Origin of the sequence: Acinetobacter sp. IK23, from assembly GCF_035615275.1 — a bacterium.
GTDB classification, from domain to species: domain Bacteria; phylum Pseudomonadota; class Gammaproteobacteria; order Pseudomonadales; family Moraxellaceae; genus Acinetobacter; species Acinetobacter seifertii.
In genome coordinates this window covers 213,652-240,493 of the sequence record NZ_JANBNX010000001.1, presented here as the reverse complement: position 1 = coordinate 240,493, position 26,842 = coordinate 213,652, and the positions used below count along the sequence as shown (strand labels likewise).

Genomic DNA, 26,842 nt, shown 5'->3' with positions numbered 1-26,842 from the left:
AAGGGCAGATAACCGTTTATCTTTTTGTCATAATATTTTCATGTTTGAGCGAAATAATTTTTCAAAATAAATATGACATGTAAAAAAATAAAAAATGGGTTAGTAAAATAATTTTGTAATCTCAATTCATTAAGTTTTTATAATTTAAGCAAAATTATCAATTTGTTGATTTGAGAGTTTGTCATATTCAAGATTAAACTTGAGTGCGAGCTACCTTGTAAAATAAGATTAAATAATTGATATAAAATAGAATTAGAAATATGACAGTCCCAATTTTAAAAATCATTAAAGCGTCATAATACTGTAACTTATTTGTCATATTTTCTATTCACAATGCAGCTATCGAAGAGCGTACAAGCACTAAACAAAAAGTGACGTACAACCTATTGCATTAATGAGAGAGAACAGAATGCGCTTAAATCCACGTCAAATCGCAATTGCGTTAGCAGTAACTGGGGCCGCTGTAACTACGACTGCAAATGCAGCTCGTGATACGATTCAAATTGCTGGTTCTTCAACTGTATTACCGTTTGCCAGCGTTGTAGCTGAAGAGTTTGGTAATACATTCCCTCAATTTAAAACTCCTGTTGTGGGTTCTGGTGGTTCTTCTGCTGGTTTAAAGCAGTTCTGTCAAGGTGTTGGTGACAACACAATCGACGTTGCAAACGCTTCTCGTAAAATTAAAAGCACTGAAATTGAAGCTTGTAACAAAGCTGGTGTAAAACAAATTCAAGAAATCAAAATTGGTTATGACGGTATCGTATTCGCGTCTAGCTCACACAAAGCAGCTTATAAATTAAAGCCTTACCATGTGTTTGCTGCTTTAGCTGCGCAGTTACCTTCAAAAGGTAAATTGGTTCCAAACCCATATACAAACTGGAACCAAATCGATAAATCACTTCCTAACGAACCTATTACGCTTGTAATTCCTGCGTCTAACCATGGTACGCGTGAAGTTTTCCAAGAGAAAATGATTGATGCTGGTTGTGAATCATACGAATACTTCAAAAACTTAGATAAAGACGCTCAGAAGAAAGCATGTTCGACTTTCCGTAAAGACGGTCGTGTAATTGAAATTGCTGGCGACTATACAGAAACTTTAGCTCGCTTAAAAACTTCTCCAAGTGCGGTAGGTGTGTTCGGTTTAAGCTTCTATGACATGAACCGTGACAAGTTACGTGTAGCATCAGTAAACAACGTACTTCCTTCTGAGAAAACTGTGTTAAACGGTACATACCCTGTATCTCGCCCATTGTTCTTCTATGTGAAAGGCGAACACTTAAAATCAGTTAAAGGTTTACCACAGTATGTAGAATACTTCCTAAGCAAAAAAGCGACTGGTAAAGGTTCTAAAGCTGAGCGTGACGGTTTAATCGCAATGTCTGATGCAGAACGCGCTAAAGTCTTGGCTGACTTTAAAGCAGGTAAAACTGTTAAATAATTTGTTTTGAATAGGGGCTGGTGATCCCAAGTGATCATCAGCCTTTTTGTCTAACACGTTTTTCCCAAATTATGACAATTGAGAAAACAGTGGAGAATACATGAATCTGCTACTTATCGGTGTGTTGTTAGCCCTTGTGGCAATTGCATATCAACTTGGGCTAAGAAAGAGCCGCCACCTAGCAGGTAAGGGAAGCAACTCGGCGACACTACATTCTCGTCCTGGTTATTATGGCGCACTGGTTGGGCTTTGGTGCGGTATCCCTGCTTTTTTAATTTTGATCATTTGGAACTTGGTTGAGCCAAGTATTTTAAATCATATTATCTTTAATAATGTTCCTGCTTCTGTCGCTGCATCTCTAGATGAAGCAGCAAGAAGTGTTCTTGTTGATCGAGTTCAATCGATTGCTTCAGGTTTTGGGGTAAGTGATCATCCGGAAGCTTATGAATTGGCTGCGGCTCAGCAATATGCAAAATTTCAAACTATTGCCTCTTTTGCCAAATTTGCCGTTGTTGTTTGTACTGCCTTACTAGGCTTGGTCTGGGCAAAGAACAAAATCAATCAAGAATATCGCGCTCGTAACCAAGTTGAACGTGCCATTAATGTTGCTTTAATCCTGTGTTCTGGTGTTGCAATTTTAACCACTATCGGCATTGTAATGTCGATGTTTGGTGAAGCAATGCACTTCTTCCATTTTGTAAGTCCAATTGACTTTTTCTTTGGAACTGAATGGAACCCAGGTTTTAGTACTTCAGGTAATGCAGAAGGTAGCTATGGTTTATTACCATTACTATGGGGTACGCTCATGGTCAGTGGTATTGCCTTATTGGTTGCCGTACCAGTTGGCTTAATGATTGCTATTTATCTAGCTGAATACGCATCTCCATGGTTACGCTCATGGGCAAAACCAACCATTGAAGTTTTAGCGGGTATTCCAACGATTGTTTATGGTGTTTTTGCCATGATGGTTATTGGTCCATTCTTTAAAGCTGTTGGTGCTCATATTGGTATCGAAATTAACGCAACCAGTGCTTTGACTGCAGGTTTCGTAATGGGAATCATGATTATCCCATTTGTTTCATCTTTGTCAGATGACATTATTACTCAAGTTCCACGTGCACTTCGTGATGGTTCACTCGGGCTTGGGGCAACCAAATCAGAAACAATCCGCCAAGTGGTTTTACCAGCAGCTTTACCGGGTATTACTGGGGCATTTTTATTGGCTGTATCGCGTGCCGTAGGGGAAACCATGATTGTGGTTTTGGCAGCAGGGAACAGTCCACTTCTACATGCAAATCCGTTTGAAGCTGTTTCGACAGTGACTGTAACCATCGTAAAACAGTTAACTGGCGATACCGATTTTGCAAGCCCGCAAGCCTTGGTGGCATTTGCACTGGGTTTAACACTCTTTGTGATTACCTTGGGATTAAACATTGTTGCACTGTACATTGTGCGTAAATACCGTGAGCAATACGAATGAGTACATCAAATACATCGTCTCCTATGGATCAGAACGTATTTGATCCACAAGCTGCTGCTCAGGCACGTGATCGCCGTAAAAAAGTGATTGAAAAATCATTGGCGAAGCGTCACCGCAAAGAAAAAGCTTTCCGTATTGCTGGTTTATCGGCAGTTGTTATTGGTCTTGCATTCGTTGCGCTATTGTTCGGTAGTATTTTGGCAAAAGGTTTACCAGCATTTTGGCAAACCAGCATGAATGTTCCAGTTTACTTTGACCCTAAAGTGATTGATGCGGGTCCTGTGCCTGTTCGTACTCAGGGTGAAACACCGGCGCATTACCAAGAACGTTATGTCGATTGGCAAACAAAAATGGGTATGATGGATTGGGATAGCCTGATCGTAAATGGTATGGTTGCTAAAGACCCTTCACTTGAGTCACAGCGCGATTCCTTACGTAGTCTATATGCAAGTTCTGAAGCTTATCGTTTACGTGACATGGTATTTGCTGACCCATCGCTGATTGGTAAAAAAGAGAACCTTACTTTCTTGGGCGATGCTAACGTAGACGTATGGTTAAAAGGTAACATTGACCGCTCATTACCAGATGACCAGCAACAGCTTGACCCGGAAACTCGTAAGCTTGCAGATGATTTGAAAGCAAAAGGTATTCTCGAAAATACATTTAATACCAATTTATTTACAAATCCGGACTCTCGTAGTTCACCAGCAATTAGTGGTCTTGCAGGTGCATTCATGGGCTCGTTATTTATGATGCTGATTGTGATCATTATTTCGATCCCAATTGGGGTAGCGAGTGCTATTTATCTGGAAGAGTTTGCACCAAAGAACTTTCTTACAGACATTATTGAAGTCAACATTAATAACCTTGCGGCTGTTCCTTCAATTGTGTTCGGTTTGCTTGGTGCAGCCATTTTCATTGGCTGGATGCACTTACCATTGTCGGCTCCGTTTGTTGGTGGTTTGGTACTAAGTTTAATGACATTACCAACAGTCATTATTACAACCCGTGCTTCTTTAAAAGCTGTGCCACCATCAATTCGTCAAGCTGCACTTGGTTTGGGGGCTTCAAAAGTACAAACCGTTTTCCATCATGTTTTACCTTTGGCGATGCCAGGGATCATGACAGGTTCAATTATTGGTGTTGCACACGCCCTTGGTGAAACTGCGCCGTTACTTTTAATCGGAATGAGTGCATTCGTTGCAAGTATTCCAACAACTCCATTTGATCAAGCAACTGCTTTACCTGTTCAAGTTTACTTATGGCAGGGCAATGAGTTGCGTAACTTCTTCGAAGGCCGTACTGCTGCTGCGATTATCGTACTTCTTGCATTAATGATTGGTTTAAACAGCCTTGCAATTTGGTTACGTAAAAAGTTCGAAGTGCGTTGGTAATAGAGGATAAATAATGAATACTATTGATATTACGAATTCCTTAGAAAAGGATAAGTTGGTGAATACTGAACAGTCTCAATTTACAGATAAGCCGCTGAACCATGGCACTTCATATGTTTCGCATTTTGAACCGCAAACTTCAAAAAAGCAGAACTCAACTGAAATCAAAATTAGTGCACAAGATGCCCATGTTTACTATGGCGACTTTGAAGCAATTAAAGGCATCGATTTAGATATCTATCAAAATGAAGTGATTGCATTCATTGGACCATCAGGTTGTGGTAAATCGACTTTCCTACGTACTCTAAACCGTATGAATGACACGATTGATGGTTGCCGTGTAACAGGTAAGATCACTTTAGATAATAAAAATATCTATGATCCAAATCTGGACGTTGTATTGCTACGTGCTCAGGTGGGCATGGTATTCCAAAAGCCAAACCCATTTCCTAAATCTATTTTTGATAACGTTGCTTATGGACCAAAGCTACACGGTCTAGCACGTGATAAATACGACCTAGAAGAAATCGTTGAAAATAGCTTGCGTAAAGCGGGCTTATGGGAAGAAGTGAAAGACCGTTTGAATCAGCCGGGTACAGGTTTATCTGGTGGTCAGCAGCAACGTTTATGTATTGCACGTACGATTGCAGTAAGTCCTGAAGTTATTCTGATGGATGAACCATGTTCTGCACTTGATCCAATTGCAACAGCAAAAGTGGAAGAGCTTATTTCAGAACTTTCTGATCAATATACGATTGTGATTGTAACGCACTCAATGCAACAAGCAGCACGTGTTTCAGACCGTACAGCTTACTTCCATTTAGGTGATCTGATCGAAGTAAACTCTACAGAAAAAGTATTTACGCAACCTGATCATCAATTAACAGAAGCGTACATTACTGGCCGTTTCGGTTAATTTATAGCTGTAAAAGAAAAAGAGCCTTGTGCTCTTTTTTTTATTCAATAAATGAAAATGAATCTATTTTGCAAAATCGCTATTGAATTTTAATCAAAAGAACCACATCTTAAGGCTATAAAGACAAACTTATGAGCATAGAATTTTATGTTATTCCATTTGCCTAAACTCCCTGCGGAAATACGTGTTAGTCATTTAAATGCACGTGTAAATGAACAGAGAAAAAAAATTGCACAAACCACAGCAAGTCGTTTAGAGCTTTTACAATTAGCTCAACAACTTGCGAAAGAAGCTAAAATCCGCCGTAAGAACAATCAGAAAATTTTTGTTTTAGATTTTAAAGGTGATATTCAGGCATCTGCGGTTGAAAATCTTCGTGAAGAAATCACACTTATTTTAGCAACGGCTAAAGCCGGACGCGACCGTGTTGTGGTACGCCTTGAAAGTCCAGGTGGTATGGTTCATGGTTATGGACTGGCAGCAGCTCAGTTGGTTCGTTTGCGTGACGCAGGTTTTCATTTAACAATTTGTGTCGACAAGGTTGCTGCAAGTGGCGGCTATATGATGGCTTGTATTGCGAATGAAATTATTTCTGCGCCATTTGCTGTTGTTGGTTCGATTGGTGTCGTTGCTCAGGTTCCAAATTTCAATCGTCTTTTAAAACAGCATAACGTTGACTTCGAACTTTATACAGCAGGGCAATATAAGCGTACTGTGACCATGTTTGGTGAAAATACGCCTGAAGGTAAAGCGAAGTTTGAAGAAGAGCTACAACAAACACATATCTTGTTTAAGCACTTTGTAGAGAAGTATCGTCCACAGCTGAATGTAGATAAAGTTGCTACAGGCGAGCATTGGTATGGACAAGATGCGCTTGATTTAAACCTTGTAGATAAACTAGAAACATCTGATGAGTATTTATTAGCTTTATTACCTCAGCATGATGTCTATGTGATCAACACACGTAAAAAGGCAACTTTGGGTGAAAAGTTGGGTTTACAAGCTGCTCAAATGGCGGATAGCCTGATTCCGGCGGTAATGAATAAAGTTGCAGACACTTTGGCAAAAGCGAATTCAACGCTAGTTCAGATGCGTGATACAAAATTTTAATTAAGATATTTATAAAAGAAAGAGCACCTTAATGGGTGCTCTTTTTATATCGATGATTAAAAGAATTTGCTTAATATTTGTTTAAGTTTCAATTGCCAAAGTAGGAGCTAATTCCTAAGTTTTGAGTTTTGTGATGTCAAAGACTTTGTCGCATATTGATATTCTCATAAGAATTTTACACATCATTATTATGATTGCTTTTACTGGAGCTTACTTTACAGGCGATAATGAAGACCTACATCAAGTGCATATGATGTTTGGTTATATACTTCTCATCAGTATTACCATACGAGTTATTTGGCATTTTTTAAGTCCCCGTGTTTCAAATAGCGCACCATTTGGCATAAAAAAGCGCAGCAGTATGGCATTCAATGCAATTAAAAAATCATTTAGTCATGCAAATTCAGCAAGTATTTTTTCGAAAAATTCAATTCAACTGTTCAGCATTGGACTATTTCAAGCTTCGATTGTATTTATTTTCATACTCATTCCTGTTGTTGTAGCACTTGGATACGGAACAGAGCACTTTACTTATTCTTTGAGAGACTTACATTCATTTTTCGCAAACTTATTTTTAGCCTTAGTTATCGTGCATCTTTCGACACTTGTTTTAAATAGCATACTTGCGAAACGCTTTCAGGGTTGGACTATGCTTAAGATGACACTTGCTGATAAGAAAATAACGAATTATATGGCTTTATTTGTTTTAGTCCTTATAGGTGCATTTAGCTACTTTTACTTAGGAATGTAATATATACGTTTTATGTCTGTCCTGTTTAGTTATATTTTGAATGGAAAGTAAAAAAATATTATTGATAAATATACTTATTGAATTGTGATGAGTAAGTGATTTTGATATTTTAGGCAACAATAAAATAGCTTTTAGATGACTCATTTAAAAAGTTAAACATTTAAAAATATAACTGAAATTCAGGATAGGAAATAATGACAAGAATAATTGTGGCATCCAAAAAGGGTTTGGACGTTCTGCAAGATGGTCAGCTCAATAAAGTAATTTTGAATCAACCTACGATCATCCAAATTGGTATCAGTCAAAAAGATATTGCATCGATGGAAAAACAGGGTGGGCGGCTAGTCATCCACTTAAAGAATGGCGAGACAATTGTCTTAGAAAATTTCTTTAATGAAGCAACAAATACAACAGAGCATTCCCTTGTTTTTCCGACTGAACATGGAAAATTTGTTGAAGCACAATTCGATGCCCAAGGTAAAGTAATCGACTATAAAGGCTTAAATCACGTTACAGACTTAGGTTACGGCAGTACTAGTCCAGCCGCTGCAAACATCGCGGTTGATAGTGATCCAAGTTTTTCAATGGGAAGCGTACTTAAAGCAGGTCTAGCAGTTTTAGCTGCGGAAGGACTATATCTTTGGGCTTTTAAGAAAGATGATAAGGAGGATTCATCAAGTGCGCCTGATTTAATCGCACCTGCTGCTCCTACAGCTACGCTTGCTGATGATACCGTGACAGTGACTGGTAAAACTGAAGCGAATGCAAAAATCTATCTTAAAGATGCCGCAGGCAATACGGTTGCATCAGGTGTTGCAGATGCAAGTGGTAACTACACGATTAAATTAGATAAGCCACTCGTGAATGGTGATAAATTAAATGTTATTGCTCAGGATGGAGCTGGAAATAATTCAAAAGCGACTGTTGTAACAGGAACAAAAGATACAATTGCCCCAGATGCTCCACAGGCTCAATTGAACGATGATGGATCATTGGTAACTGGTAAGGCTGAAGCAAATGCAAAAATCACAGTTTATGATGCCACTGGCAAAGTATTAGGAACTGTTTTTGCAAATAAAGATGGTATCTATTCTTTAAAAATTACTCCACCATTAACTAGTGAAGCCGGAGGCAAAGTAGTTGCCGAAGATGCTGCTGGTAATAAATCTGAAGAAGTTAAAATTATTGCGGGTAAAGACACTGTACCACCAGCTTCCCCTTTTGTTGAAGTTAACAAAGAAGGGTCGGTAATACATGGTAAAACCGAAGCAAATGCAAAAGTTCAAATTAAAGATGCAGATGGCAAAGTCATTGGAACTGGCATGGCGGATGCCCAAGGTGACTTTCAAATTACGCTTTCACCTGCTTTAAAAGAGTCTCAAAAAGGTACAGTAGTTGTTGAAGATGCAGCTGGTAATACGTCTAAGCCTGTCGAGATTAAACCAGGTTTTGATTCGATTGCTCCTGATAAACCAACTGCTCAAATTAATGCAGAGGGTAATTCGGTAACTGGTACAGCCGAAGCAAATGCCAAAATTGAAATAAAAGATGTGACAGGTAAGGTTATTGGTAGTGGAACAGCAGATGCGAATGGAAAATTTACTATTAGCATTTCACCAGCATTAACTGATAACAGTCATGGTTCTGTTTCAGCCATCGATAACGCTGGAAACCGGTCTGAAAGCTTCGATATTGTGGGTACGAAAGATACTATTCCTCCAACAAAACCTATATTAAATAGCGCAGAAGATGATGTCGGTGATGTAAAAGGCACTATTGGATCTGGCTCAGAAACGGATGATGCTAGACCAAAACTTACAGGTTCAGGCGAGGCAAATGCGACGCTTACGATTTATGATAATGGTATTGCAATTGGAGTAGTGACTGTATCAACTGGTAAATCATGGACATTTACATTTGATAAAGACTTAGCTTTGGGTAAGCATAGCATTACTTTGACTCAAACTGATGCGGCAGGGCTTACGAGTGAAGCAAGCTCTCCATTTATCTTTTATGTAGTTGCACCGAAAACTGCAAGTTTAGCTGATGCCTCAGTAGATATGTTGGGTACACATGAACCAGCTTTAGCAGATAGTGTTGGACTGAGTACTTTAAAAGTCGCACAAAATACAACACCTGAGACCAATACTCAGCAGAAAACTGTTCCTATAGATGATTTATTGAAAAGTTCTTCTGCGAGTGACTCAGATCCAGTGGCAAAGCTTTTAGCATCGACTGCATTAAAGCCTACACAAGCACCTGAACAAACTGATGTAAATACTTCAGTTGACCAGACAATAAATCTTGATCAAATTTTACCAAATACGACTTCTTCACCTTTGCAAAATATTTTAGAACAGACTTATCCGGTTGTTTAAAAGACTCTATGTAAAATATAAAAGCGCTCAATGAGCGCTTTTTACTTATGGCTAATTTTTGATTTTCGGTGTTGTTATAAGAGTAATAACTCCATAAACAATTGATCCAATTGTGGCGAGTAACATGTCTTTATGAGCATCCCACATGTCGCCTTGTTGCCCATTATAATTTTCAGCTTGTTCAGGTGATAAGCCAATAGCAATGAGCCATTCGATCAGTTCATAAAAAACACTAGATGCCATCACGAATTGAACTACAAGTAAAAATAGGGAAAACGGACGTGCAGTCGGCAACCAAACTTGAAAAACGCGATAAATAAGAGGGTAGAGCAAAGCACCATATGAAAAGTGCACAAGTCGATCATACATATTGCGAGACCAACCCATGTATTCATCTAAATTAAAATGAAAGATGTGCTGAATCCAGTCGTTATACGGAACGTATGAATACAGATAATGAGCACCAATTACGTGGATTAAAAGAAACAGTAAATAAAAACAAAAACTTAAAAAATCGAGACCAATTTTTTTGAAAATAATAAAAAGTAAAATCAGCATTAAAATAGTGCCGGATTGATGAAGTAAGTAAGCTTCAAACTCCAGAGGATTGATACCTGAAACAATAATGGCAATCAAAAGCAGGCTGATTGCAATATAGTGTTTAAGTTGAAATTTTTTTTCGATCATTTTATGGAAAACTTTATTTTGATGAGTATAAGTGTAATAAAAAAGCGAAGCCTAGGCTTCGCTTTTGATTAACTTTTTAATTAGATTTTACTAATTAATTCATTAATTTGTTTTGCTTGTTCAGCTGCGTTACCCGTATAAGTTGCAGGAGTAAGCTCAGCTAAACGAGCACGCTCTTCGCTTGGTACTTGAGCAAGTTCGTTACCATTTACGAAATCAACCATCATGTCGCGAGTCATTGCTTGACCACGAGTTAAAGCTTTTAACTTCTCATATGGTTTTTCAATGTTGTAACGACGCATAACTGTTTGAATTGGCTCTGCAAGAACTTCTTGAGCTTGGTCAAGATCTTCATTTAAACGATTTGCGTTAAGCTCAAGTTTACCAACACCTTTTAAGCAAGCATCAAAAGCAATTAAGCTTTGAGCAAAACCAACACCCATGTTGCGAAGTACAGTTGAGTCAGTTAAGTCACGCTGCCAGCGAGAAATTGGTAATTTTTCGCCTAAGTGAGCCAACACTGCATTTGCAATGCCTAAGTTACCTTCAGAGTTTTCAAAGTCAATTGGGTTAACTTTGTGTGGCATAGTTGAAGAACCAACTTCGCCTTCTTTAAGTTTTTGTTTGAAGTAACCTAAAGAGATATAACCCCATACGTCGCGGTTAAAGTCGATCAAAATTGTATTGTAACGACGTAATGCATCAAACAACTCAGCCATGTAGTCGTGTGGCTCGATTTGAGTTGTGTATGGGTTAAATGTTAAACCTAAAGATTCAACAAAAGCTTGTGCGTGAGCAGCCCAGTCAACATCTGGATAAGCAGAAAGGTGAGCATTGTAGTTACCTACCGCACCATTGATTTTGCCTAATAACTCAACATTTTCAAACTGTTTGATTTGACGAGCTAAACGATATGCAACGTTTGCCATTTCTTTACCCAAAGTTGTTGGGCTAGCAGTTTGACCATGTGTACGAGACAACATAGGTTGTTCAGCATGAGTCGTTGCTAAAGCAGAAATTGCATTTAAAATTTGCTTCATGCTTGATACTAAAACTTCACGACCGTTTTTAAGCATGAGCGCATGAGACAAGTTGTTGATGTCTTCTGATGTACAAGCAAAGTGAATGAACTCGCCCGCATTTTGTAATTCAGCAATACCAGCAATTTTCTCTTTCAAGAAATATTCAACTGCTTTTACGTCATGGTTAGTTGTACGTTCAATTTCTTTAATGCGATTCGCATCTTCTTCAGAGAAGTTGCTTACGATTGCATCTAAAGCTGCATTTGTTTCAGCTGAGAAAGAAGCAACTTCAATAATTTCTGGACGGTTAGAAAGCGCTTGTAACCAACGCACTTCTACAGTGACACGAGCATGAATTAAACCAAACTCAGAAAGAAAAGGGCGTAGCGCATCACATTTGCTGGCATAACGTCCATCTAATGGTGATAGTGCGGTTAAAGCGTTCATAACGATTCCTTAATGCTGGAATAAACATAAAACAAAAATAATCTCGTTACAGCGTTAGATAACTTGGTACTGTAAACGAGCAAGTGCTTGAATATCCTGTAGCAATTTACGTTTGCTAAAAATCATGTTCCATGAACTACCGCCGAGTTGTCGCCATAAATGAGCCATTTGTAGCCCTGTAAACAGACAAGCACGAATACGGTTAGTATGGTTGGTATCTTTAAATGCCTCAGCATTACCACGAACAAGAATACGTGGATTAATTTGCCCAGCGGTATCTACATAGGTTTGCGCCAAATTGGCTAAAATACTTGGGTGTAAATAGTTATTATCGAAAAAAGAAAGCTGTTTTAAAATTTTCTGCTGTGCTTTTTCAATAATCGCTACATATTCAGGATTGCTATAGACCTTTTTTTCTAATTGCAAAAGTGACATCGCATAAGACATGGGAAGTTTTGCACTACGCATTTTAGGCAAACGAGATTTAGGCGCATTGGTAAAAGGCTGCGTAATACAATTTTCGAGTGTCTTAAGACCTAATGAAATATCAGCCAGTTGATTAAAAAAATCTAAAGTCTGAACATTATTATTATTTATTGTAGGGCGAATATTTAAACTCGCCTTTATTAATAACTCAAAATAGAAATTACCGCTTTCACCAATACTTTGTTGTCCAGTCATGGCAGTCATATGCGTAAGCTGGGTCGCTTGGAATACCCCAGCCAAAGCAAGGGCACGGTTTTGGCGAACATTCAAGGCTTGTGATTGTTGAAAGGGTAACTCCACCATGCCATCCATTCCCTTAAATAAAATCTGGTGTAGGGGCATTTGTATGGTGAATCACACCCCCGCCTAAGCAAACTTCATCCGAATAAAATACAACACTTTGGCCAGGTGTGACTGCGCGCTGAGGTTCATCAAACTCAACACGAATACCGTGTTCACTATTTTCATCAATAAACACTGTGCAAGCCTGATCAGGTTGGCGATAGCGTGTTTTGGCAGTACAACGTAATCCTTCAGTCGGAATATGTTGTTCTCCAGCTACCCAGTCAATTGACTCACTCCAAAGCTGTGTACTTTGCATAAGTGGGTGTTCATGTCCTTGGCCTACAACTAAACGATTGTTGGCAAGGTCTTTATGAAGTACAAACCATGCACCTTCTGCTGCACCTTTTAGTCCACCAAGACCAATACCGCCACGCTGACCGAGCGTATAGTACATCAGACCGTGATGTTCACCAACTTCTTTACCGTTATCCAACACGATTTTACCTGGTTGAGCGGGTAAATATTGTTTAAGGAAGTCATTAAAGCGGCGTTCGCCGATAAAGCATATACCAGTTGAATCTTTTTTCTTCGCCGTTGCTAAGTCCAGTTCTTCGGCAATTCTACGCACTTCTGGCTTTTCAATTTCACCAACGGGGAATAGGGTTTTATTAATTTCACGGCCATGCACTGCATGCAAGAAATAGGTTTGGTCTTTGTTGTTATCTAAACCACGTAATAAAGGTGCATATGCTTCACCTTTAGAGTTATAAGCAGTTTCAGCACGACGAGCATAATGACCTGTTGCAATAAAATCTGCGCCTAAAGTCATGGCATGGTCTAAAAATGCACGGAACTTAATTTCTTTATTACATAAGATATCTGGGTTTGGGGTGCGGCCCGCTGCATATTCAGCTAGGAAAAGTTCAAACACACGATCCCAATATTCCATAGCAAAGTTTGCGGTATGGAGTTTAATACCTATTTTGTCAGCTACTGCTTGAGCATCGGCTAAATCTTCCATTGCTGTACAGTATTCCGTGCCGTCATCTTCCTCCCAGTTTTTCATGAAAAGACCTTCAACTTGATAACCCTGTTGAAGTAAAAGCGCCGCAGAAACAGATGAATCTACGCCACCAGACATACCGACGATGACACGTTGTTGCATAGGACTAGGCATCCAAATGTGAAGTTAATGAGGGAGAGAAAGGGTGCTCATAAATAAGAGCTAAAGGATAATGGTGACCTTTTATAGCATCTTCAAGGGCTTTAATCACCAAAGGGCTACGAGCACGGGCAGATTCTTGAAGCTCATCTAGAGTCATCCAAACAGCAGAAACAATACCTGTATCAAGTTTAGGGTCGCTTTCGACATGAGTGACGTGCGCTAAAAAGCAGAAGCGATAGTAAGTCCGATCCGGAAACATGGGTGGAGTATATGTATAAATGCCAAGTAAAGCATCTATCTCAACATGATGACCCGTTTCTTCAAGAGTTTCACGAATGGCAGCTTCTATTAGCGTTTCACCACATTCCACATGACCAGCAGGTTGATTAAACACTGTGTGTACAAAACCTTCGCTATGTTCTTCAACAAAAAGATAGCGTCCATCTTTTTCTACGACTGTAGCGACAGTGACATGAGGAGTCCATGCGGCCATAAAAAAGCACCATGAATTTAAAAGTCGTATGATACGAAATTTAGGGGTTTTTGGCTACGGTGATCTTACAAACGATAGAGGATTGTAAAACGCTATCGTTTGAAAAAACTCAGTACATTTAATTTGTTTGGGTATCTTTATGGTTGTTTTGCACTTTTACATAATGTCTTGCTGAATAAGGTAAAAATGCCAATTCTTTTTCAGTTAGAGGACGTACTTGCTGTACAGGGCTTCCAACATATAAATAACCACTTTTTAAGACTTTACGAGGTGGAACTAAACTGCCTGCACCAATCATCACGTCATCTTCAATAACAACATCATCTAAAATAACGGTATTGATACCTACTAGTACGCGGTTACCAATTGTACAGCCATGTAAAGTCACATGATGACCTACAGTCACATCTTCACCAATAATAAGCGGGGAACCATTAGGTTTTGCATCATTTTTATGGCTGACATGTAACATACAATGGTCTTGTACATTACTATTTTTACCAATTTGAATGCTATTTACATCTCCGCGAATGACTGCAAAAGGCCAAACTGAAACATTTTCGGCCAATTTCACATCACCAACAACCACTGACATATCATCAATGTAACAGCTTGGATCAATTTGTGGATGATGATCTAAATAGGGACGGATGTTTTTTGTCATAAGAAGTATCAAAATAAAATTTAATCAAATTATAAAATAAAAAAGCACTCAAGCTAATAGCATGAGTGCTTAATCCAACTACTCTAAAATTAGAATAAGTTGCTAAAGAATTGTTTAATATGGTCGATCATACGTGCAAAGAAGCCTGCTTCTTCAACAGGTTTTAATGCAACTAAAGGTTTTTCAGCAATGACCTTGCCATCTAAACTTGCAACAAGTTTACCAACCACTTGGCCTTTTTGAAGAGGCGCATTTAAATTTGGTTGAACAACCAATTGAGTTTTAATGCCGCCTGCTTTGCCTTTAGGCATAGTAACGTTAAAGTTCTCTGCTAAACCAATTTGAACTTCATTTTCTTTACCAAACCATACTTTAGCTTTTGCAAGAACTTGATTTGCAGGTTGAACATTTGCAGTTTCAAAGTTTGCAAAACCCCAAGACAACAATGCACGTGTTTGGTTTGCACGTTCATTAACGCTATTGGTACCAAAAATCACTGAGATTAAACGCATTGGACCGCGCTTACTTGAAGTTGTTAAGCAGTAACCAGCTTCATCGGTATGACCTGTTTTTAGGCCATCAACACTTGGGTCTGTGTAAAGTAAAGCATTACGGTTACCTTGTTTGATACCGTTAAATGTAAACTCTTTCTCAGAGTAAATTGGATAGTATCTTGAGCTATCTTTAATAATATGTTGAGCTAAAACTGCCATATCTTTTGCAGTTGAATAATGGCCTTCTGCAGGTAAACCCGTAGAGTTCATAAATTGTGTATTGGTCATGCCAATACGTTTTGCTTCCTGATTCATCAGGTGAGCAAAAGTACCTTCATTTCCAGCAATATGCTCAGCCATTGCTTTTGATGCGTCATTACCAGACTGGATGATAATACCTCGAAGCATCTCTAAAACAGTTGCTGTACCATTTAATGGAACATACATACATGATTCGGAACTACTGCCTTTACACCAAGCAGATTCGTTCATACGAACCTTTTCATTCTCGGTAAGTTCACCTTTTAATAGTTTTTGTTCAATGATGTAGCTTGTCATCATTTTAGTCATAGAAGCAGGTGCAAGCTTTTCATTTTCATTTTTAGAAGCAAGAATTTGTCCTGTCTCGTAATCCATTAATACATAAGACTTATTATTTAATTCTGGCGGAGCTGATAAGACAGTTGCTGCATAAGAAAAACTTGGTAAGAGGAGGAGTGCAGCAATAGCGCTTTTTCGAGTCATTCTAGGTAATTCCAATATCTTGTATGAAGCAGAAGAACCTAGCATTTTAGGACAAAGCAAAGCCGACTTCTATGGGGGAAGTCGGCTTTTTCGAACAGTATTGTAACTAGAGAGTTTTTAACTAATTTAGTTTTGCGATTGATAAGCTTTTACGTCTTGACAAACTAACGTATTTTGCTCGTTACCAGCAGCTTTTGCATCATTACGCGCTTCTTTTAAGACTTTCTTGAAACTTTTGTCTTTTGTACGTTTTTCTAAAGCTGCAACTGGGTCTGCTTCATTTGGCAAATAGTCTTTTACAAGACGTTCATAACCTTGAGCAAATTCTGCATCTTTTTTGCCAATCAAACTTGGGCAAATTTCAGAAAGTACCTGAATTGCTGCTAACTCTTCCGGCGTAGTGCCTTTATTTGGGGTAACTTCAACAACATTTTCATTTTCAGTTGGTTTTTTCTTGTCAGCAGCATAACCCACTGTTGCCATTGTCATAAGTAAAACAACAGAAAGAGATTGAACTAAGCTTTTTTTCATAAACATGGATAACCTGAAACAAAAATTTGAAATATGCCGATAGCTTAAACAATTTAAGGGCTAAAAAAATGGAAAAAATGTATTGTTATGTAGGTTTTCTGCTTTACATCAACAGAAAACCTTTTAAAGAAAAGCATATCAAGTGAAATAGGCTTAGTCTTTGTAATTTACCACTTCTTCACAAAGCTCATGTTGTTCATGGTGATCCATTTCTTTTGCAGCCTGACGAGCTTCATTTAGCAGGGTTTTATATTCTGAATCATTTTGCAGCGCAGAGAAGGTGATTGATTTATTGGAATAACCGCCAAGGTACATTGCAATAATCTTTTTAGTATTGGTTTCAAGATTTTTATTTGCACCAACAAAAGTCGGGCAAATTTCTTGTAAAACTTGAGTAGATGCAATGTCATCTTTAATTAAGCTATCAGCTTCTTGTGTCGAGATACCCTCATCAGCAAAAACCGTCTGTGTACACAGTGTGATACTGATCCCCAATACTTGAAAAAAAGGAGCGAAAGTTTTCATTTTTTCACAATTTTATAATGCTATGGAGGCATAAATATATATAATTCAACAAATAATTCAATTGAGAAAACCTTCGGGTTTATTTGTCGAGAAAGATTTTTAGTGAATATTTTAATTGCGAATGATGACGGTGTCTTTGCACCAGGTATACAAGCTTTAGCTGAAGCGTTAAAACCATTAGGCCGTGTTGTCGTGGTTGCTCCAGAAAGTGAGAGAAGTGGTTTTTCAAGTGCATTAACACTTGATCGTCCTTTACGTCCTATTCAAATTGCCGAAGATGTGTGGGCTGTGAATGGAACACCAGCGGATTGCGTTTATTTATCTATGAATGGTCTATTCGATTTCGAATTTGACTTGGTTGTGAGTGGAATCAATAGTGGCGCAAACCTAGGTGACGATGTTCTGTACTCGGGAACAGTCGGTGCTGCGTTTGAAGGCCGCTTAATGAAACAACCTGCAATTGCAGTTTCTTTAGCTGGGTCGGATGTACGTTCATACAATCATAAAGATGATTATGCGCAAGCAGCCAAGTGGGTGCATGACTTTATTGCCAAAGGTTTACCTGCGCTACCACCGCGACATATTTTTAATATTAATATTCCGGATGTGCCACAGCTTAAAGGGACTCAAATTACCTATCAAGGCCGCCGTGCTCAATCTAAACCAATCACCAGTCATGTCGACCCAAGAGGAAGACAGGTTTATTGGATTGGTCTGGCAGGTGAAGCTGTTACTGACCCACAGCGTATTGCTAGCCAGATTCAATCTGACTTTTTTGCAGTTGCAAATGGTTTTGTGAGTGTAACTCCAATTCAGATGGATGCAACAAACTATGCGGTTTTAGAGGATTTACAGGCCAGTTTGGGCGAATAATCTAGGTCGAATGTTATAACTTTGTGAATAAAGAAAAAGAGGAACATGTTTCCTCTTACTTTTTTGGTACTCTTAGCCGAAATGATTTGTAGCATTTAGTGAGGGAGATCGATGCATTTAACTGAGCAACAAAGCAGATTGCATATTCAAAGAGACAAAATAATGAAAATTATGATGTTGTCTTTAGCTGTGGGTTTTACTGTTGCAATGGCAGGATGTGCTTCTAGACCACAAATTAATAATAGTTCTCGCTATGCGACGGCTCCTAACTATTATACAGTTCGTTCGGGTGATACTTTAAGTGGTATTGCAATGCGCTACGGTCTGGATTATGTCAGTATTGCTGAAATGAATGGTATTGCTCCACCGTATCGTATTTATGTTAATCAATCATTACGATTAAAGAAATCTTCTTCACCAAGAACCGTGTCGACACAAGTCATGGCGCAACCTGAACCAATTAAGCGCCAAACAATAGCATTACCGACTACGACAACAACGGCACCAACAACAACCCCACCACGAACAGTTGCACCAACCACCAATACAACAGTGGGAACTGCTATTCCAAGTTCAAGCTTACGTTGGATCAAACCAAATAACGGACCAGTGATTCAAGGATTTAATTTGGCGAATAATGTCAAAGGAATTCGTTATGGTGGTAATCAAGGTGATCCAATTTATGCGGCAGCAGATGGTCAAGTCGTATACGCAGCCGATGGCTTAAAAGAATATGGTAATTTAGTTTTAATTAAACATATTGATGGCTATATCAGTGCGTATGCCCACAATAGCAAGATGATGGTGAAGAGTGGAGATAATGTAACCGCAGGTCAAAAGATTGCAGAAATGGGCTCTTCAGGTGCGTCGAGAGTTATGCTTGAGTTCCAAATTCGCCTTGATGGTAAACCAATCAACCCAGCAAATCTTTTACCTAATTAGCTAATGCAATAAATATAGGTTTCCTCGTATAATGTAATTGGTTGCTTTCATTACAACAATAAGCATTTTTTATAAATTTAAAATTAGATTTGAGGAAACCTATGTTAGATCAGCTTCGTGCGATGGGTGTTTTTGCTTGTGTGGTTGAAAAAAGTTCATTTAGTGGTGCGGCACGTGAATTAGGCATTACAACAAGTGCTGTAAGTCAGCAAATACGTTCTCTTGAGCATGAAATGGATGTAATTTTATTACACCGTTCTACTCGGAAACTTAGTTTGACAGAGGCCGGACAGGCTTTTTTTTCAAGTTGTCAAGAAATGTTGGCAGCTGCAGAAAGAGGCAAAATCAGAATCAATGAATTGCGAGATGATTTGATTGGAGATTTGCGGATTGCAAGCACACCAGACTTAGCGGTTCAGCACATTATTCCTGCTCTATCTCATTGGATGTCAGCTCATCGCGGTTTATCTGTTCATTTCGAAGTAGGTCATCGTTATATTGACCTCATTGAAGAACGAATTGATGTTGCAGTGCGTATGAGTTCTACACCAGTAGAAGAGAGTAGTTCTGTCGTTCCTATGGCTTTTGTAGATCAGATTTTGGTAGCTTCTCCCAGCTATCTCAATCAATCGAGCCCGATTTTGCATCCAAACGATTTAAACAACCATGAGTTGCTTTCAATCAATGCAATGAATGAATCACGCAGTTTTCATTTTCAACATGCTAAAACTGGTGAAAAATTGCATATTGAAATGGCAAGCCGTTTGCAAAGCAATAATTTGCAAGTTGCTAAAGCCTTATGTCAGCAAGGACATGGTATTGCTAGAATTTTATATTTAGATGCTCAAAAAGAATTGAAAGCTGGTTCTTTAATTGAAATCTTACCAGATTGGAAACTGCCGGCTTTTACTTTGTATGCAGAGATTGCCAAACACGATCAACAGCCAATGAAAATTCAACGCTGTGTTGAAGCACTTAAACAATATTTTAGTCAGTTGGCTGGTGGACGAGCGATGCAGATCGTTCGCTAACTTTCAATTGATGCATAAAAAGGGCTTGTGATTACAAGCCCTTTTTATATGAGTATTATTTTTGCTTGAGAGTCGCAACTTCTTCCTGAGTTTCCTGTGGAAGATCATTTGCTGTGAGCTCTTCGTGCTTCTTAATTTTTTTCTTATTTTTCTTTTTCTTCTTTGGCTCCTCTTCAATTTCTTCGCCATCTTCAATCGCTTGCCAATATTCAAGCTGTTCCATTACGGCAGCGTAAATTGAATGTTTGCTGTATCTACCTTTTTTATCCAATGTACCAACAGGGCGAGCCATTAAAATTTCAAGTGCTTGATCAATGGTATCAATCGCATGGATATGGAATTGACCACTTTGTACCGCATCAATTACATCTTGGCGTAGCATTAAATGCTGCATGTTTTGACGTGGAATAATGACACCTTGTTTACCCGTTAAACCTTGTAATTTACAAGCATCATAGAAGCCTTCAATTTTTGCATTTACACCGCCAATGGGTTGAACCTGACCTAACTGGTTCATAGAACCTGTAATCGCCCATGATTGATCAATTGGAATTTGGCTAATTGCAGAAATTAACGCAGAAAGTTCGGCAACCGTGGCGCTATCTCCATCTACTTGGCCATAGCTTTGTTCAAATGCAAGCGCAGCAGAAAAATGTAAAATCTGTTCACGACCAAAGTGAGCTTTCAAAAAGCTCGACATAAGTAAGACGCCTTTAGCATGCAGTGAACCACCAAGCTCTACACTACGCTCAATATCAAGAATATCGCCGCCACCTTGATAGACTGATGCAGTCAACCGTGAAGGTAAACCGAACTCGACATCTGCATAGTGAATAACAGAGAGGGCATTAATTTGACCTAAACGATGACCAGAAGTCTCAATTAGCTGAGTTCCGCGTGATAAATCCTGCCAGTAAAGCTCTCTTAAATAGCCTAAGCGATACTGTCTATGTTGTAGCGCAAGGTTAATGTGCTGATCAGTTACAAGCTTTTCATTGGCTTTAAACGCATGATGATGTGCTTCACGAATCAGGTCACCCAAAGTTGAAGCATGTAACGACAGTGAGCTTTGATCTTCTGCTTGACGGCTTGAGTCGGTAAGTAAAGCAGCTAAAGCACTACGGTCAAATGGAAGTAGTTTGTCGGTTTGGACATAGTCAGCAATTAGCTGCATGTAAGCTTGTTCATTTTCGTCATTACGTTGTAATGTATCGGTAAAATCTGCGCGTATTTTAAATACGCTGCCAAGCTCTGGTTCTACTTCTAAAATTTCATAATAAATTTCAGGTTCTGCCATAAGTACCACTTTAATATCCAGTGGAACCGCAGCAGGCTCAATCGAGATAGAACCTGTTAACGTCAACATATGCTCAAGAGAAGAGAGCTTGAGTTGGCCTGATTTTAAGGCACGTTTTAAACCTTGCCATGCATAAGGTTGCTCAAGTAATTGCTCTGCCTCAAGCATTAGAAAACCACCATTCGCTTGATGAAGAGCACCAGGACGAATGAGAGTAAAATCTGTGGTAATTGTGCCGTTATGTGTAAGTTGCTCAACGTGACCAAGTAAGTTGTAGTGCGTTGGGAAATCTTCAAAAATAACCGGAGCACCACTGTTTGGTTTATTTGAGACAATCACATTTGCTTGGTAACGTGCTGGTACGCGATTGAACATAGCAGGAGCAAAGTCGTCTTCTTCTTGCTCTAAAATGAGTTCAACATTCTCAATTATATCTTGAGCATATTGTTTTAAATAATCTTCAAGGCCTTTCACTTGGCTATATTTATTTAAAATCAGATCTATTCGAGGCATAACCACTTGAGTCGCAATATCTCGATTTAATACAGAAACTTTGTCGCGTGCATCATCTTCTAAATCGCCTAAATGCAAACCAAGACGCTCAAGTTTTTTATCCATGTAGCGAACATTAGCCGCGATTTCAGCGCGTTGTTTCGTATTTAAAGCATCAATTTCTGTTTGAGTGAGCTCTTGCACCTGATCGTCTTTTACTTGTACAGGTACAAAACCATGTTTCTCATTTCGAGAAATCAATTTTAAGTCGAGCTCTTCGCCTTCTTTGGTTAACTCAACCAGCGCTTGTTGTTGTTCATCTCCGGTTTCCTCACGGATACGTTCAATACGGTTATGATAAGTTTCGGCACTAAAACGACGTTCAAGCTGTTTTAAAATAATTTGCCAAGCTTGATGAAGAGCTTGTTGGAACTTGGTGCCTTGACCAGCAGGGAAGCGTAAGGCAATTGGTTGACGCGCGTGTTTAAAATTATAGACATATACCCAGTCGTCAGGGGTTGGCATTGTTTTGGCATGTTGCTGTAGTAAACGCTTAATCATGGTGCGTTTGCCTAAGCCTGCCGTTCCTACTGCAAAAATGTTATAACCTGAGTAGGGTAAAGAAATGCCCGCTTCTACCGATGCTTTAGCGCGGTCTTGACCTAAAAAATTATTGAGTGGTTTGATACGTTTTGTTGAAGCTGGAATATTTTCAAAATCTGGAATATGGGTAAGTTGTTCCGGTTTTAAGGCTGTTTTATCTAAAGTCATTTTTATATCAGGTTGCTCAAGAGCTGAAGGAAATGCATTTATTGTGACGTTTGTGGTGTTTGTTTTAGCGAGTGATAAAGTTGAAGTTGTCACTTGATCAAGTTTTTGTGTCACTGTTGGTATCCAGCAAAAGAAAACGAAGGTTGAGGGTTAAAGGTATACAGGTTTAGCATAAAATATCAAGCAAACTTGCCGTTTTTATCATCAAAACCAAACTTGATTGCATAAAGAATCTTGAAAGGAATGGTAAGAAGCGATTGAATAGGCACATTTATAATTTATGGAAAATAAAAAACGAATGATTTCTGAATCGAAAGGGTGGAAAAGTTCTTTTAAAGCTTTCTTGGATCGCCGTGCAATCATTATGTTGTTTTTGGGTTTTTCATCGGGAATTCCAATTTTTCTAATTTTTTCAACTCTATCATTTTGGTTGACTGAGGCTGGAATTAACCGAAGTACTATTACAATGTTCTCTTGGGCAGCTTTGGCTTATTCATTTAAGTTTATTTGGGCGCCGCTAATAGACAAGTTACCCTTGCCATATCTAACCAGAAGAATGGGCCTAAGACGTAGTTGGTTGTTGGTATCACAACTTTTGGTAATTTGTGCAATTTGTATGATGGCATTTACAAATCCATTACCCAACACATCTGATTTCGGTTCATTGTCAAATTTAACGATTATGGCAGGGGCTGCTATTTTTCTTGGGTTCTCATCAGCAACACAAGATATTATTGTGGATGCTTACCGTATCGAATTAACTGAAGACCCAAATATACAAACTGTTTTAGCTTCAACTTATAATGCAGGGTATCGCACTGCTACAATTATTACTCAATTAGGTGCACTATTATTTGCTGCATCTTTGGGAACAGCAGTTGGTAATTATATTTATGAAGCATGGCGAACCACCTATTTATTAATGGCTGGTTTGATGATTGTAGGAATTATTACAACTTTACTCATCCATGAACCTGTAGTTAAGCGCCTACAACATCATTATCATGCAAAAGATTATGTCCAGTTATTTGCAGTTTTTGTTATTTCAACCATAGTTTTTGGAATTAGTTTTTATCAAATCGGTTTAATTTTTGATTCATTTTCTATCGAAGATGCTTTTTTAAATTTTATACTTTTAGTTATTAAGTTTTTAATTAGTATATCAATTGCTGTTATTGTTATTCTGGGTTTAATTAAATTTGGTTTAATTAATAAAAAAATTGTTGTAGAAACATGGTTATCACCTTTACTAGACTTTTTTAAGCGATATGGATTAAAAGTAGCTTTAGCAATTTTATTATTAATAGGTTTCTATCGTATTTCAGATGTCGTTGCTGGGGTAATGGCTAATCTGTTTTATTTAGATTTAAATTTTGATAAAGAAGAAATTGCTTGGTTTAATAAGTTTTTTGCGATTTTCTTTGTAATATTAGGTGGATTTCTCGGAGGGATGTTAGCTCAGCGTTATAACATCATGAAAATGATGTTGTTAGGAGCAATTTTAGCTAGCACAACTAATTTAATTTTTGTTGGTTTAGTCAAATCTGGTGCTTCTATGCAAGAGGTCCGGGTTAATATTGGCGATCAAGTATATACCGCAAACCCTGATGAGGTAGGAAACTGGTCTTTAAAATTTCCAAGTAATACTTTAACAACCCAAGCAGAAGTTTCTATTGCCTCGCAACCTAAAGGGTATATTGAACCTTTAAAAATAACTATTCCACTAAAACTATACAAAAATGAGCCAAAACCGGAGATTTATATCCAAGCTATAGGGGGCGATAATCTTGTATATAAAGATGAGTTAGCAAAAGATATAATCCTTCATGGCACTTTGCTAAATTTGCCGAAAAATAGTCAAATAAAATCTGTAAATATTTTCTTAAATCCACAAGTTAAAGTAGATGGTAAAATTAAAAATAGTGACTGGAATGCAGTTATTTCAGGGACAGAACTTGCTAAGCTTGATGCAATAAGAGTGCAGGCAAATTATGAGGTTAATGGGCAAACAAAGACTTTAGTTCAGATTCATACCTATCAAAAAAATTTATCAGAAAGCCAACCTAGATATCGTATGAGTTTATCCGATATCCCAGCGATTCCGATTGATAAAAATATTGATATCGAATTGAAAGGAAAAGTAGTTGTACCTTACAGTAAGACATGGCTTGTTATGGGAATCATATTTGATAATCTAGCTTCGGGTCTGGCAGGAGCGGTTTTTATTGCATTTCTTTCAAGTCTAACAAGTGTATCTTTTACAGCTATGCAATACGCTATTTTTAGTTCATTAATGTTATTACTGCCTAAAACTATTGGCGGATACTCAGGTACAATAGTAAATCATATAGGCTATTCTGGCTTTTTTACGGTTACGTTCTTGATGGGATTACCAATTTTACTACTTGTAATTTGGGTAAGTAAGTTATTGGCTAAACAAGCATCAGAATGAGGGTTTTCTGGAGATAAATATATGCGAATGCTTCATACAATGTTGCGAGTAGGCAATTTAGAACAATCTTTAAAGTTCTATACCGAAGTATTAGGGATGAAGTTACTTCGTAAGCGTGATTATGAAGAAGGTCGCTTTACACTGGCATTTGTTGGTTATGGCGATGAAGAAAATAATACCGTGCTTGAACTTACTCATAACTGGGATACCTCAAGTTATGATTTAGGAAATGGCTATGGTCACATTGCGATTGGTGTCGAAGACGCTTACAAAGCATGTGAAGAAATTAAAGCACGTGGCGGTAAAGTTGTGCGTGAAGCTGGCCCAATGAAGGGTGGTGTTACGGTTATTGCCTTTGTTGAAGATCCAGATGGCTACAAAATCGAGCTCATTCAGCAAGATGCAGATGCCAGAAATAATTAAGTAAATGACTTAAGTGCTTTAAGATTTAGCTCTTAAAAGTCTAGCTTTATTTTTATAGCCCAGTATGATGAAGACCTGACCAAATGGTCAATTTATCAACTGGGCTTTTATTTGTCTAAAATAATCATAGGATGTGAATATGCTGAAGTTCTTGGCACTTGATCGATTTACAGTTTTGTTGGTTGGCATGGTACTACTAGCAACGTTTTTTCCAGTCAGTGGTCAAGCTGCGCAGTATTTCAATACATTAACTACAGTCGCGATTGCAATTTTATTTTTTCTACACGGTGCTAAATTGTCTCGTGAGGCTGTAATTGAAGGTATTTTGCATTGGAAAATGCATTTACTTGTATTTGCAATTACGTTCTTTATTTTTCCTGCCTTGGGGTTATTGGCTAAACCTATTCTTTTACCCTTATTAGGACAGCAGCTCTATTGGGGCTTTCTATTTATGTGCTTCTTGCCATCTACTGTTCAGTCTTCTATTGCATTTACTTCAGTTGCAAAAGGAAATGTGGCAGGGGCGGTATGTAGTGCATCTTTCTCAAACTTGGTGGGTATGTTTATCACGCCAGTTTTAGTCAGCTTTTTTATTTTAGGGCAAAGTCAGCACGGGTTTGATCCTACATCGTCTATTATTGAAATTACGCTGTTGCTATTAGTGCCATTTGTTTTAGGCCAATTGCTTCGTCCCTACGTTTTTCCATATATGGCAAAAGTACCAAGCATTGTAAAAGCATTCGATCAAGGTTCAATCTTGATGGTGGTTTACGGCGCTTTTAGCGGGGCAGTAGTTGCCGGACTTTGGCATCAGGTAAACTGGAAAACTTTACTGCTTTTGGCACTCGCTTGTTCTGTGTTACTCACCATTATTATGTTGCTTGCGCTGTATTTACCGCGTGCTTTTGGTTTTAGCCGTGCCGATCAGATTACTGTTTTCTTTTGTGGCTCAAAAAAGACCTTGGCAAGCGGTGTACCTATGGCACAAATCTTATTTATTGGTCAGCCGTTAGGAATGATTGTTTTGCCAATTATGATATTTCACCAAATACAGCTAATGGTGTGTGGAGTAATCGCAAATTACTGGGCTAAATCCCAAGATTAATTCGCAAAAAAGATTTATATGGCGTATAATACTGTCCACTTGTTGTGCTTAGCTCTAACCCTAGAGGTTTCGGTGGGCCAAAAGAATGGTCTGTTGTGGTGTTGATCTGCTTGAAAAAGCTTTCCTCAATTTAATTGAGAGTGATCAATTGCGATGACAGCTTAAGCCTTTCTTCAATTAGGAGTAATCGACGATGCGCGCCGATATTCACCCAAAATATGAAAAATTAGTTGCAACTTGCTCATGCGGTAACGTAATCGAAACTCGTTCTGCTTTAGGTAAAGAAACTATTTACCTTGACGTATGTTCAGCTTGCCACCCATTCTACACTGGTAAACAAAAGAATGTAGATACTGGTGGTCGTATCGACAAATTCAAACAACGTTTCTCTGGTATGTCTCGCTCTATCAAGCGTTAATACTTCAGAACGAAATAAAAAACGG

The 26,842-nt window shown here is 38.4% G+C and carries 24 protein-coding genes; 14 read left to right on the top strand and 10 right to left on the bottom strand.

Translation table 11 applies throughout. The features are described from left to right. The first annotated feature begins 409 nt into the window (after positions 1 to 409). The 7 genes from MSG95_RS01265 to blp2 all read left to right on the top strand — a co-directional run bounded on the left by MSG95_RS01265 (position 410) and on the right by blp2 (position 9,470). Entirely contained in the window at positions 410 to 1,441 is a 1,032-nt protein-coding gene (locus tag MSG95_RS01265; RefSeq protein ID WP_004700123.1) for a substrate-binding domain-containing protein, read from the top strand. Positions 1,442 to 1,541: 100 nt separating this feature from the next. Next, positions 1,542 to 2,921 (top strand): phosphate ABC transporter permease subunit PstC, encoded by a 1,380-nt coding sequence (pstC, locus tag MSG95_RS01260; RefSeq protein WP_004700126.1) that lies wholly within the window; start codon positions 1,542 to 1,544, stop codon positions 2,919 to 2,921. Further along, complete coding sequence (gene pstA, locus MSG95_RS01255; RefSeq protein WP_324624572.1) at positions 2,918 to 4,315, top strand: phosphate ABC transporter permease PstA; 1,398 nt, start codon at positions 2,918 to 2,920, stop codon at positions 4,313 to 4,315. The genes pstC and pstA overlap by 4 nt, the downstream gene beginning before the upstream one ends. A 13-nt stretch (positions 4,316 to 4,328) precedes the next feature. After that, a complete protein-coding gene (gene pstB, locus MSG95_RS01250) occupies positions 4,329 to 5,231 on the top strand; it encodes a phosphate ABC transporter ATP-binding protein PstB (RefSeq protein ID WP_004700130.1) in 903 nt (300 codons plus the stop codon). Between the two features lie 147 nt (positions 5,232 to 5,378). Next, complete coding sequence (gene sohB, locus MSG95_RS01245; RefSeq protein WP_004700132.1) at positions 5,379 to 6,341, top strand: protease SohB; 963 nt, start codon at positions 5,379 to 5,381, stop codon at positions 6,339 to 6,341. 133 nt (positions 6,342 to 6,474) lie between these two features. Continuing rightward, entirely contained in the window at positions 6,475 to 7,092 is a 618-nt protein-coding gene (locus tag MSG95_RS01240; protein ID WP_004700134.1) for a cytochrome b/b6 domain-containing protein, read from the top strand. 194 nt (positions 7,093 to 7,286) lie between these two features. Beyond that, positions 7,287 to 9,470, top strand: a complete 2,184-nt coding sequence (gene blp2, locus MSG95_RS01235; protein WP_004700136.1) for an Ig-like repeat protein Blp2 — start codon at positions 7,287 to 7,289, stop codon at positions 9,468 to 9,470. A 51-nt stretch (positions 9,471 to 9,521) separates the two neighbouring features. Here the strand turns inward: blp2 and MSG95_RS01230 are convergent, their stop codons facing one another. The 9 genes from MSG95_RS01230 to MSG95_RS01190 all read right to left on the bottom strand — a co-directional run bounded on the left by MSG95_RS01230 (position 9,522) and on the right by MSG95_RS01190 (position 17,013). Beyond that, entirely contained in the window at positions 9,522 to 10,157 is a 636-nt protein-coding gene (locus MSG95_RS01230) for a DUF2238 domain-containing protein (protein WP_004700138.1), read from the bottom strand. Positions 10,158 to 10,237: 80 nt separating this feature from the next. After that, positions 10,238 to 11,626, bottom strand: a complete 1,389-nt coding sequence (gene purB / locus MSG95_RS01225) for an adenylosuccinate lyase (RefSeq protein WP_004700140.1) — start codon at positions 11,624 to 11,626, stop codon at positions 10,238 to 10,240. Positions 11,627 to 11,680: 54 nt separating this feature from the next. Next, positions 11,681 to 12,415 (bottom strand): high frequency lysogenization protein HflD, encoded by a 735-nt coding sequence (gene hflD / locus MSG95_RS01220; protein ID WP_004700142.1) that lies wholly within the window; start codon positions 12,413 to 12,415, stop codon positions 11,681 to 11,683. 13 nt (positions 12,416 to 12,428) lie between these two features. After that, positions 12,429 to 13,562 (bottom strand): tRNA 2-thiouridine(34) synthase MnmA, encoded by a 1,134-nt coding sequence (gene mnmA / locus MSG95_RS01215; protein ID WP_004700144.1) that lies wholly within the window; start codon positions 13,560 to 13,562, stop codon positions 12,429 to 12,431. A 4-nt stretch (positions 13,563 to 13,566) separates the two neighbouring features. Continuing rightward, a complete protein-coding gene (locus MSG95_RS01210) occupies positions 13,567 to 14,055 on the bottom strand; it encodes an NUDIX hydrolase (RefSeq protein WP_004700146.1) in 489 nt (162 codons plus the stop codon). A gap of 118 nt (positions 14,056 to 14,173) precedes the next feature. Further along, complete coding sequence (locus MSG95_RS01205) at positions 14,174 to 14,719, bottom strand: gamma carbonic anhydrase family protein (RefSeq protein ID WP_004700148.1); 546 nt, start codon at positions 14,717 to 14,719, stop codon at positions 14,174 to 14,176. An 89-nt stretch (positions 14,720 to 14,808) separates the two neighbouring features. Further along, positions 14,809 to 15,957, bottom strand: a complete 1,149-nt coding sequence (gene dacC, locus MSG95_RS01200) for a D-alanyl-D-alanine carboxypeptidase PBP5/6 (protein WP_004700150.1) — start codon at positions 15,955 to 15,957, stop codon at positions 14,809 to 14,811. Positions 15,958 to 16,083: 126 nt separating this feature from the next. Then, positions 16,084 to 16,494, bottom strand: coding sequence for an MCR_0457 family protein (locus MSG95_RS01195; RefSeq protein ID WP_004700152.1), 411 nt, complete (start codon positions 16,492 to 16,494; stop codon positions 16,084 to 16,086). Positions 16,495 to 16,641: 147 nt separating this feature from the next. Beyond that, complete coding sequence (locus MSG95_RS01190; protein ID WP_004700154.1) at positions 16,642 to 17,013, bottom strand: MCR_0457 family protein; 372 nt, start codon at positions 17,011 to 17,013, stop codon at positions 16,642 to 16,644. Positions 17,014 to 17,115: 102 nt separating this feature from the next. Between MSG95_RS01190 and surE the strand changes: the two genes are divergently transcribed. The 3 genes from surE (at position 17,116) to MSG95_RS01175 (ending at position 19,859) form a co-directional block, all read left to right on the top strand. Further along, entirely contained in the window at positions 17,116 to 17,886 is a 771-nt protein-coding gene (surE, locus tag MSG95_RS01185) for a 5'/3'-nucleotidase SurE (protein ID WP_004700156.1), read from the top strand. Positions 17,887 to 17,997: 111 nt separating this feature from the next. Further along, on the top strand, positions 17,998 to 18,828 hold the full coding sequence (locus MSG95_RS01180; RefSeq protein WP_004700158.1) for a peptidoglycan DD-metalloendopeptidase family protein: 831 nt from the start codon (positions 17,998 to 18,000) through the stop codon (positions 18,826 to 18,828). A gap of 101 nt (positions 18,829 to 18,929) precedes the next feature. Continuing rightward, on the top strand, positions 18,930 to 19,859 hold the full coding sequence (locus MSG95_RS01175) for a LysR family transcriptional regulator (protein ID WP_004700160.1): 930 nt from the start codon (positions 18,930 to 18,932) through the stop codon (positions 19,857 to 19,859). Positions 19,860 to 19,914: 55 nt separating this feature from the next. On the opposite strand, the gene MSG95_RS01170 is transcribed toward MSG95_RS01175, so the two are convergent. After that, entirely contained in the window at positions 19,915 to 22,533 is a 2,619-nt protein-coding gene (locus MSG95_RS01170) for a Lon protease family protein (protein WP_004700162.1), read from the bottom strand. Positions 22,534 to 22,699: 166 nt separating this feature from the next. Here MSG95_RS01170 and MSG95_RS01165 point away from each other — a divergent pair, with 166 nt between their 5' ends. The 4 genes from MSG95_RS01165 to rpmE all read left to right on the top strand — a co-directional run bounded on the left by MSG95_RS01165 (position 22,700) and on the right by rpmE (position 26,817). After that, positions 22,700 to 24,871 carry an AmpG family muropeptide MFS transporter gene (locus tag MSG95_RS01165; RefSeq protein WP_324624571.1) on the top strand — a complete coding sequence of 724 codons (2,172 nt, stop codon included), beginning with the start codon at positions 22,700 to 22,702 and terminating at the stop codon, positions 24,869 to 24,871. A 21-nt stretch (positions 24,872 to 24,892) separates the two neighbouring features. Next, the gene (gene gloA, locus MSG95_RS01160) at positions 24,893 to 25,294 is read left to right on the top strand and encodes a lactoylglutathione lyase (RefSeq protein ID WP_004700166.1); all 402 of its coding nucleotides are present in this window, start codon (positions 24,893 to 24,895) and stop codon (positions 25,292 to 25,294) included. Positions 25,295 to 25,427: 133 nt separating this feature from the next. Further along, on the top strand, positions 25,428 to 26,399 hold the full coding sequence (locus MSG95_RS01155) for a bile acid:sodium symporter family protein (RefSeq protein ID WP_085945699.1): 972 nt from the start codon (positions 25,428 to 25,430) through the stop codon (positions 26,397 to 26,399). Between the two features lie 193 nt (positions 26,400 to 26,592). Further along, complete coding sequence (gene rpmE / locus MSG95_RS01150; RefSeq protein ID WP_004652835.1) at positions 26,593 to 26,817, top strand: 50S ribosomal protein L31; 225 nt, start codon at positions 26,593 to 26,595, stop codon at positions 26,815 to 26,817. Positions 26,818 to 26,842 lie beyond the last annotated feature (25 nt).

What these genes read in the sequence shown, in the direction of transcription:
- MSG95_RS01265 (WP_004700123.1), top strand. Translation starts at nt 410, where the DNA reads ATGCGCTTAAATCCACGTCAAATCGCAATTGCGTTAGCAGTAACTGGG.
- pstC (WP_004700126.1), top strand. Translation starts at nt 1,542, where the DNA reads ATGAATCTGCTACTTATCGGTGTGTTGTTAGCCCTTGTGGCAATTGCA.
- pstA (WP_324624572.1), top strand. Translation starts at nt 2,918, where the DNA reads ATGAGTACATCAAATACATCGTCTCCTATGGATCAGAACGTATTTGAT.
- pstB (WP_004700130.1), top strand. Translation starts at nt 4,329, where the DNA reads ATGAATACTATTGATATTACGAATTCCTTAGAAAAGGATAAGTTGGTG.
- sohB (WP_004700132.1), top strand. Translation starts at nt 5,379, where the DNA reads ATGTTATTCCATTTGCCTAAACTCCCTGCGGAAATACGTGTTAGTCAT.
- MSG95_RS01240 (WP_004700134.1), top strand. Translation starts at nt 6,475, where the DNA reads ATGTCAAAGACTTTGTCGCATATTGATATTCTCATAAGAATTTTACAC.
- blp2 (WP_004700136.1), top strand. Translation starts at nt 7,287, where the DNA reads ATGACAAGAATAATTGTGGCATCCAAAAAGGGTTTGGACGTTCTGCAA.
- MSG95_RS01230 (WP_004700138.1), bottom strand. Translation starts at nt 10,157, where the DNA reads ATGATCGAAAAAAAATTTCAACTTAAACACTATATTGCAATCAGCCTG.
- purB (WP_004700140.1), bottom strand. Translation starts at nt 11,626, where the DNA reads ATGAACGCTTTAACCGCACTATCACCATTAGATGGACGTTATGCCAGC.
- hflD (WP_004700142.1), bottom strand. Translation starts at nt 12,415, where the DNA reads ATGGTGGAGTTACCCTTTCAACAATCACAAGCCTTGAATGTTCGCCAA.
- mnmA (WP_004700144.1), bottom strand. Translation starts at nt 13,562, where the DNA reads ATGCAACAACGTGTCATCGTCGGTATGTCTGGTGGCGTAGATTCATCT.
- MSG95_RS01210 (WP_004700146.1), bottom strand. Translation starts at nt 14,055, where the DNA reads ATGGCCGCATGGACTCCTCATGTCACTGTCGCTACAGTCGTAGAAAAA.
- MSG95_RS01205 (WP_004700148.1), bottom strand. Translation starts at nt 14,719, where the DNA reads ATGACAAAAAACATCCGTCCCTATTTAGATCATCATCCACAAATTGAT.
- dacC (WP_004700150.1), bottom strand. Translation starts at nt 15,957, where the DNA reads ATGACTCGAAAAAGCGCTATTGCTGCACTCCTCCTCTTACCAAGTTTT.
- MSG95_RS01195 (WP_004700152.1), bottom strand. Translation starts at nt 16,494, where the DNA reads ATGTTTATGAAAAAAAGCTTAGTTCAATCTCTTTCTGTTGTTTTACTT.
- MSG95_RS01190 (WP_004700154.1), bottom strand. Translation starts at nt 17,013, where the DNA reads ATGAAAACTTTCGCTCCTTTTTTTCAAGTATTGGGGATCAGTATCACA.
- MSG95_RS01180 (WP_004700158.1), top strand. Translation starts at nt 17,998, where the DNA reads ATGCATTTAACTGAGCAACAAAGCAGATTGCATATTCAAAGAGACAAA.
- MSG95_RS01175 (WP_004700160.1), top strand. Translation starts at nt 18,930, where the DNA reads ATGTTAGATCAGCTTCGTGCGATGGGTGTTTTTGCTTGTGTGGTTGAA.
- MSG95_RS01165 (WP_324624571.1), top strand. Translation starts at nt 22,700, where the DNA reads ATGGAAAATAAAAAACGAATGATTTCTGAATCGAAAGGGTGGAAAAGT.
- gloA (WP_004700166.1), top strand. Translation starts at nt 24,893, where the DNA reads ATGCGAATGCTTCATACAATGTTGCGAGTAGGCAATTTAGAACAATCT.
- rpmE (WP_004652835.1), top strand. Translation starts at nt 26,593, where the DNA reads ATGCGCGCCGATATTCACCCAAAATATGAAAAATTAGTTGCAACTTGC.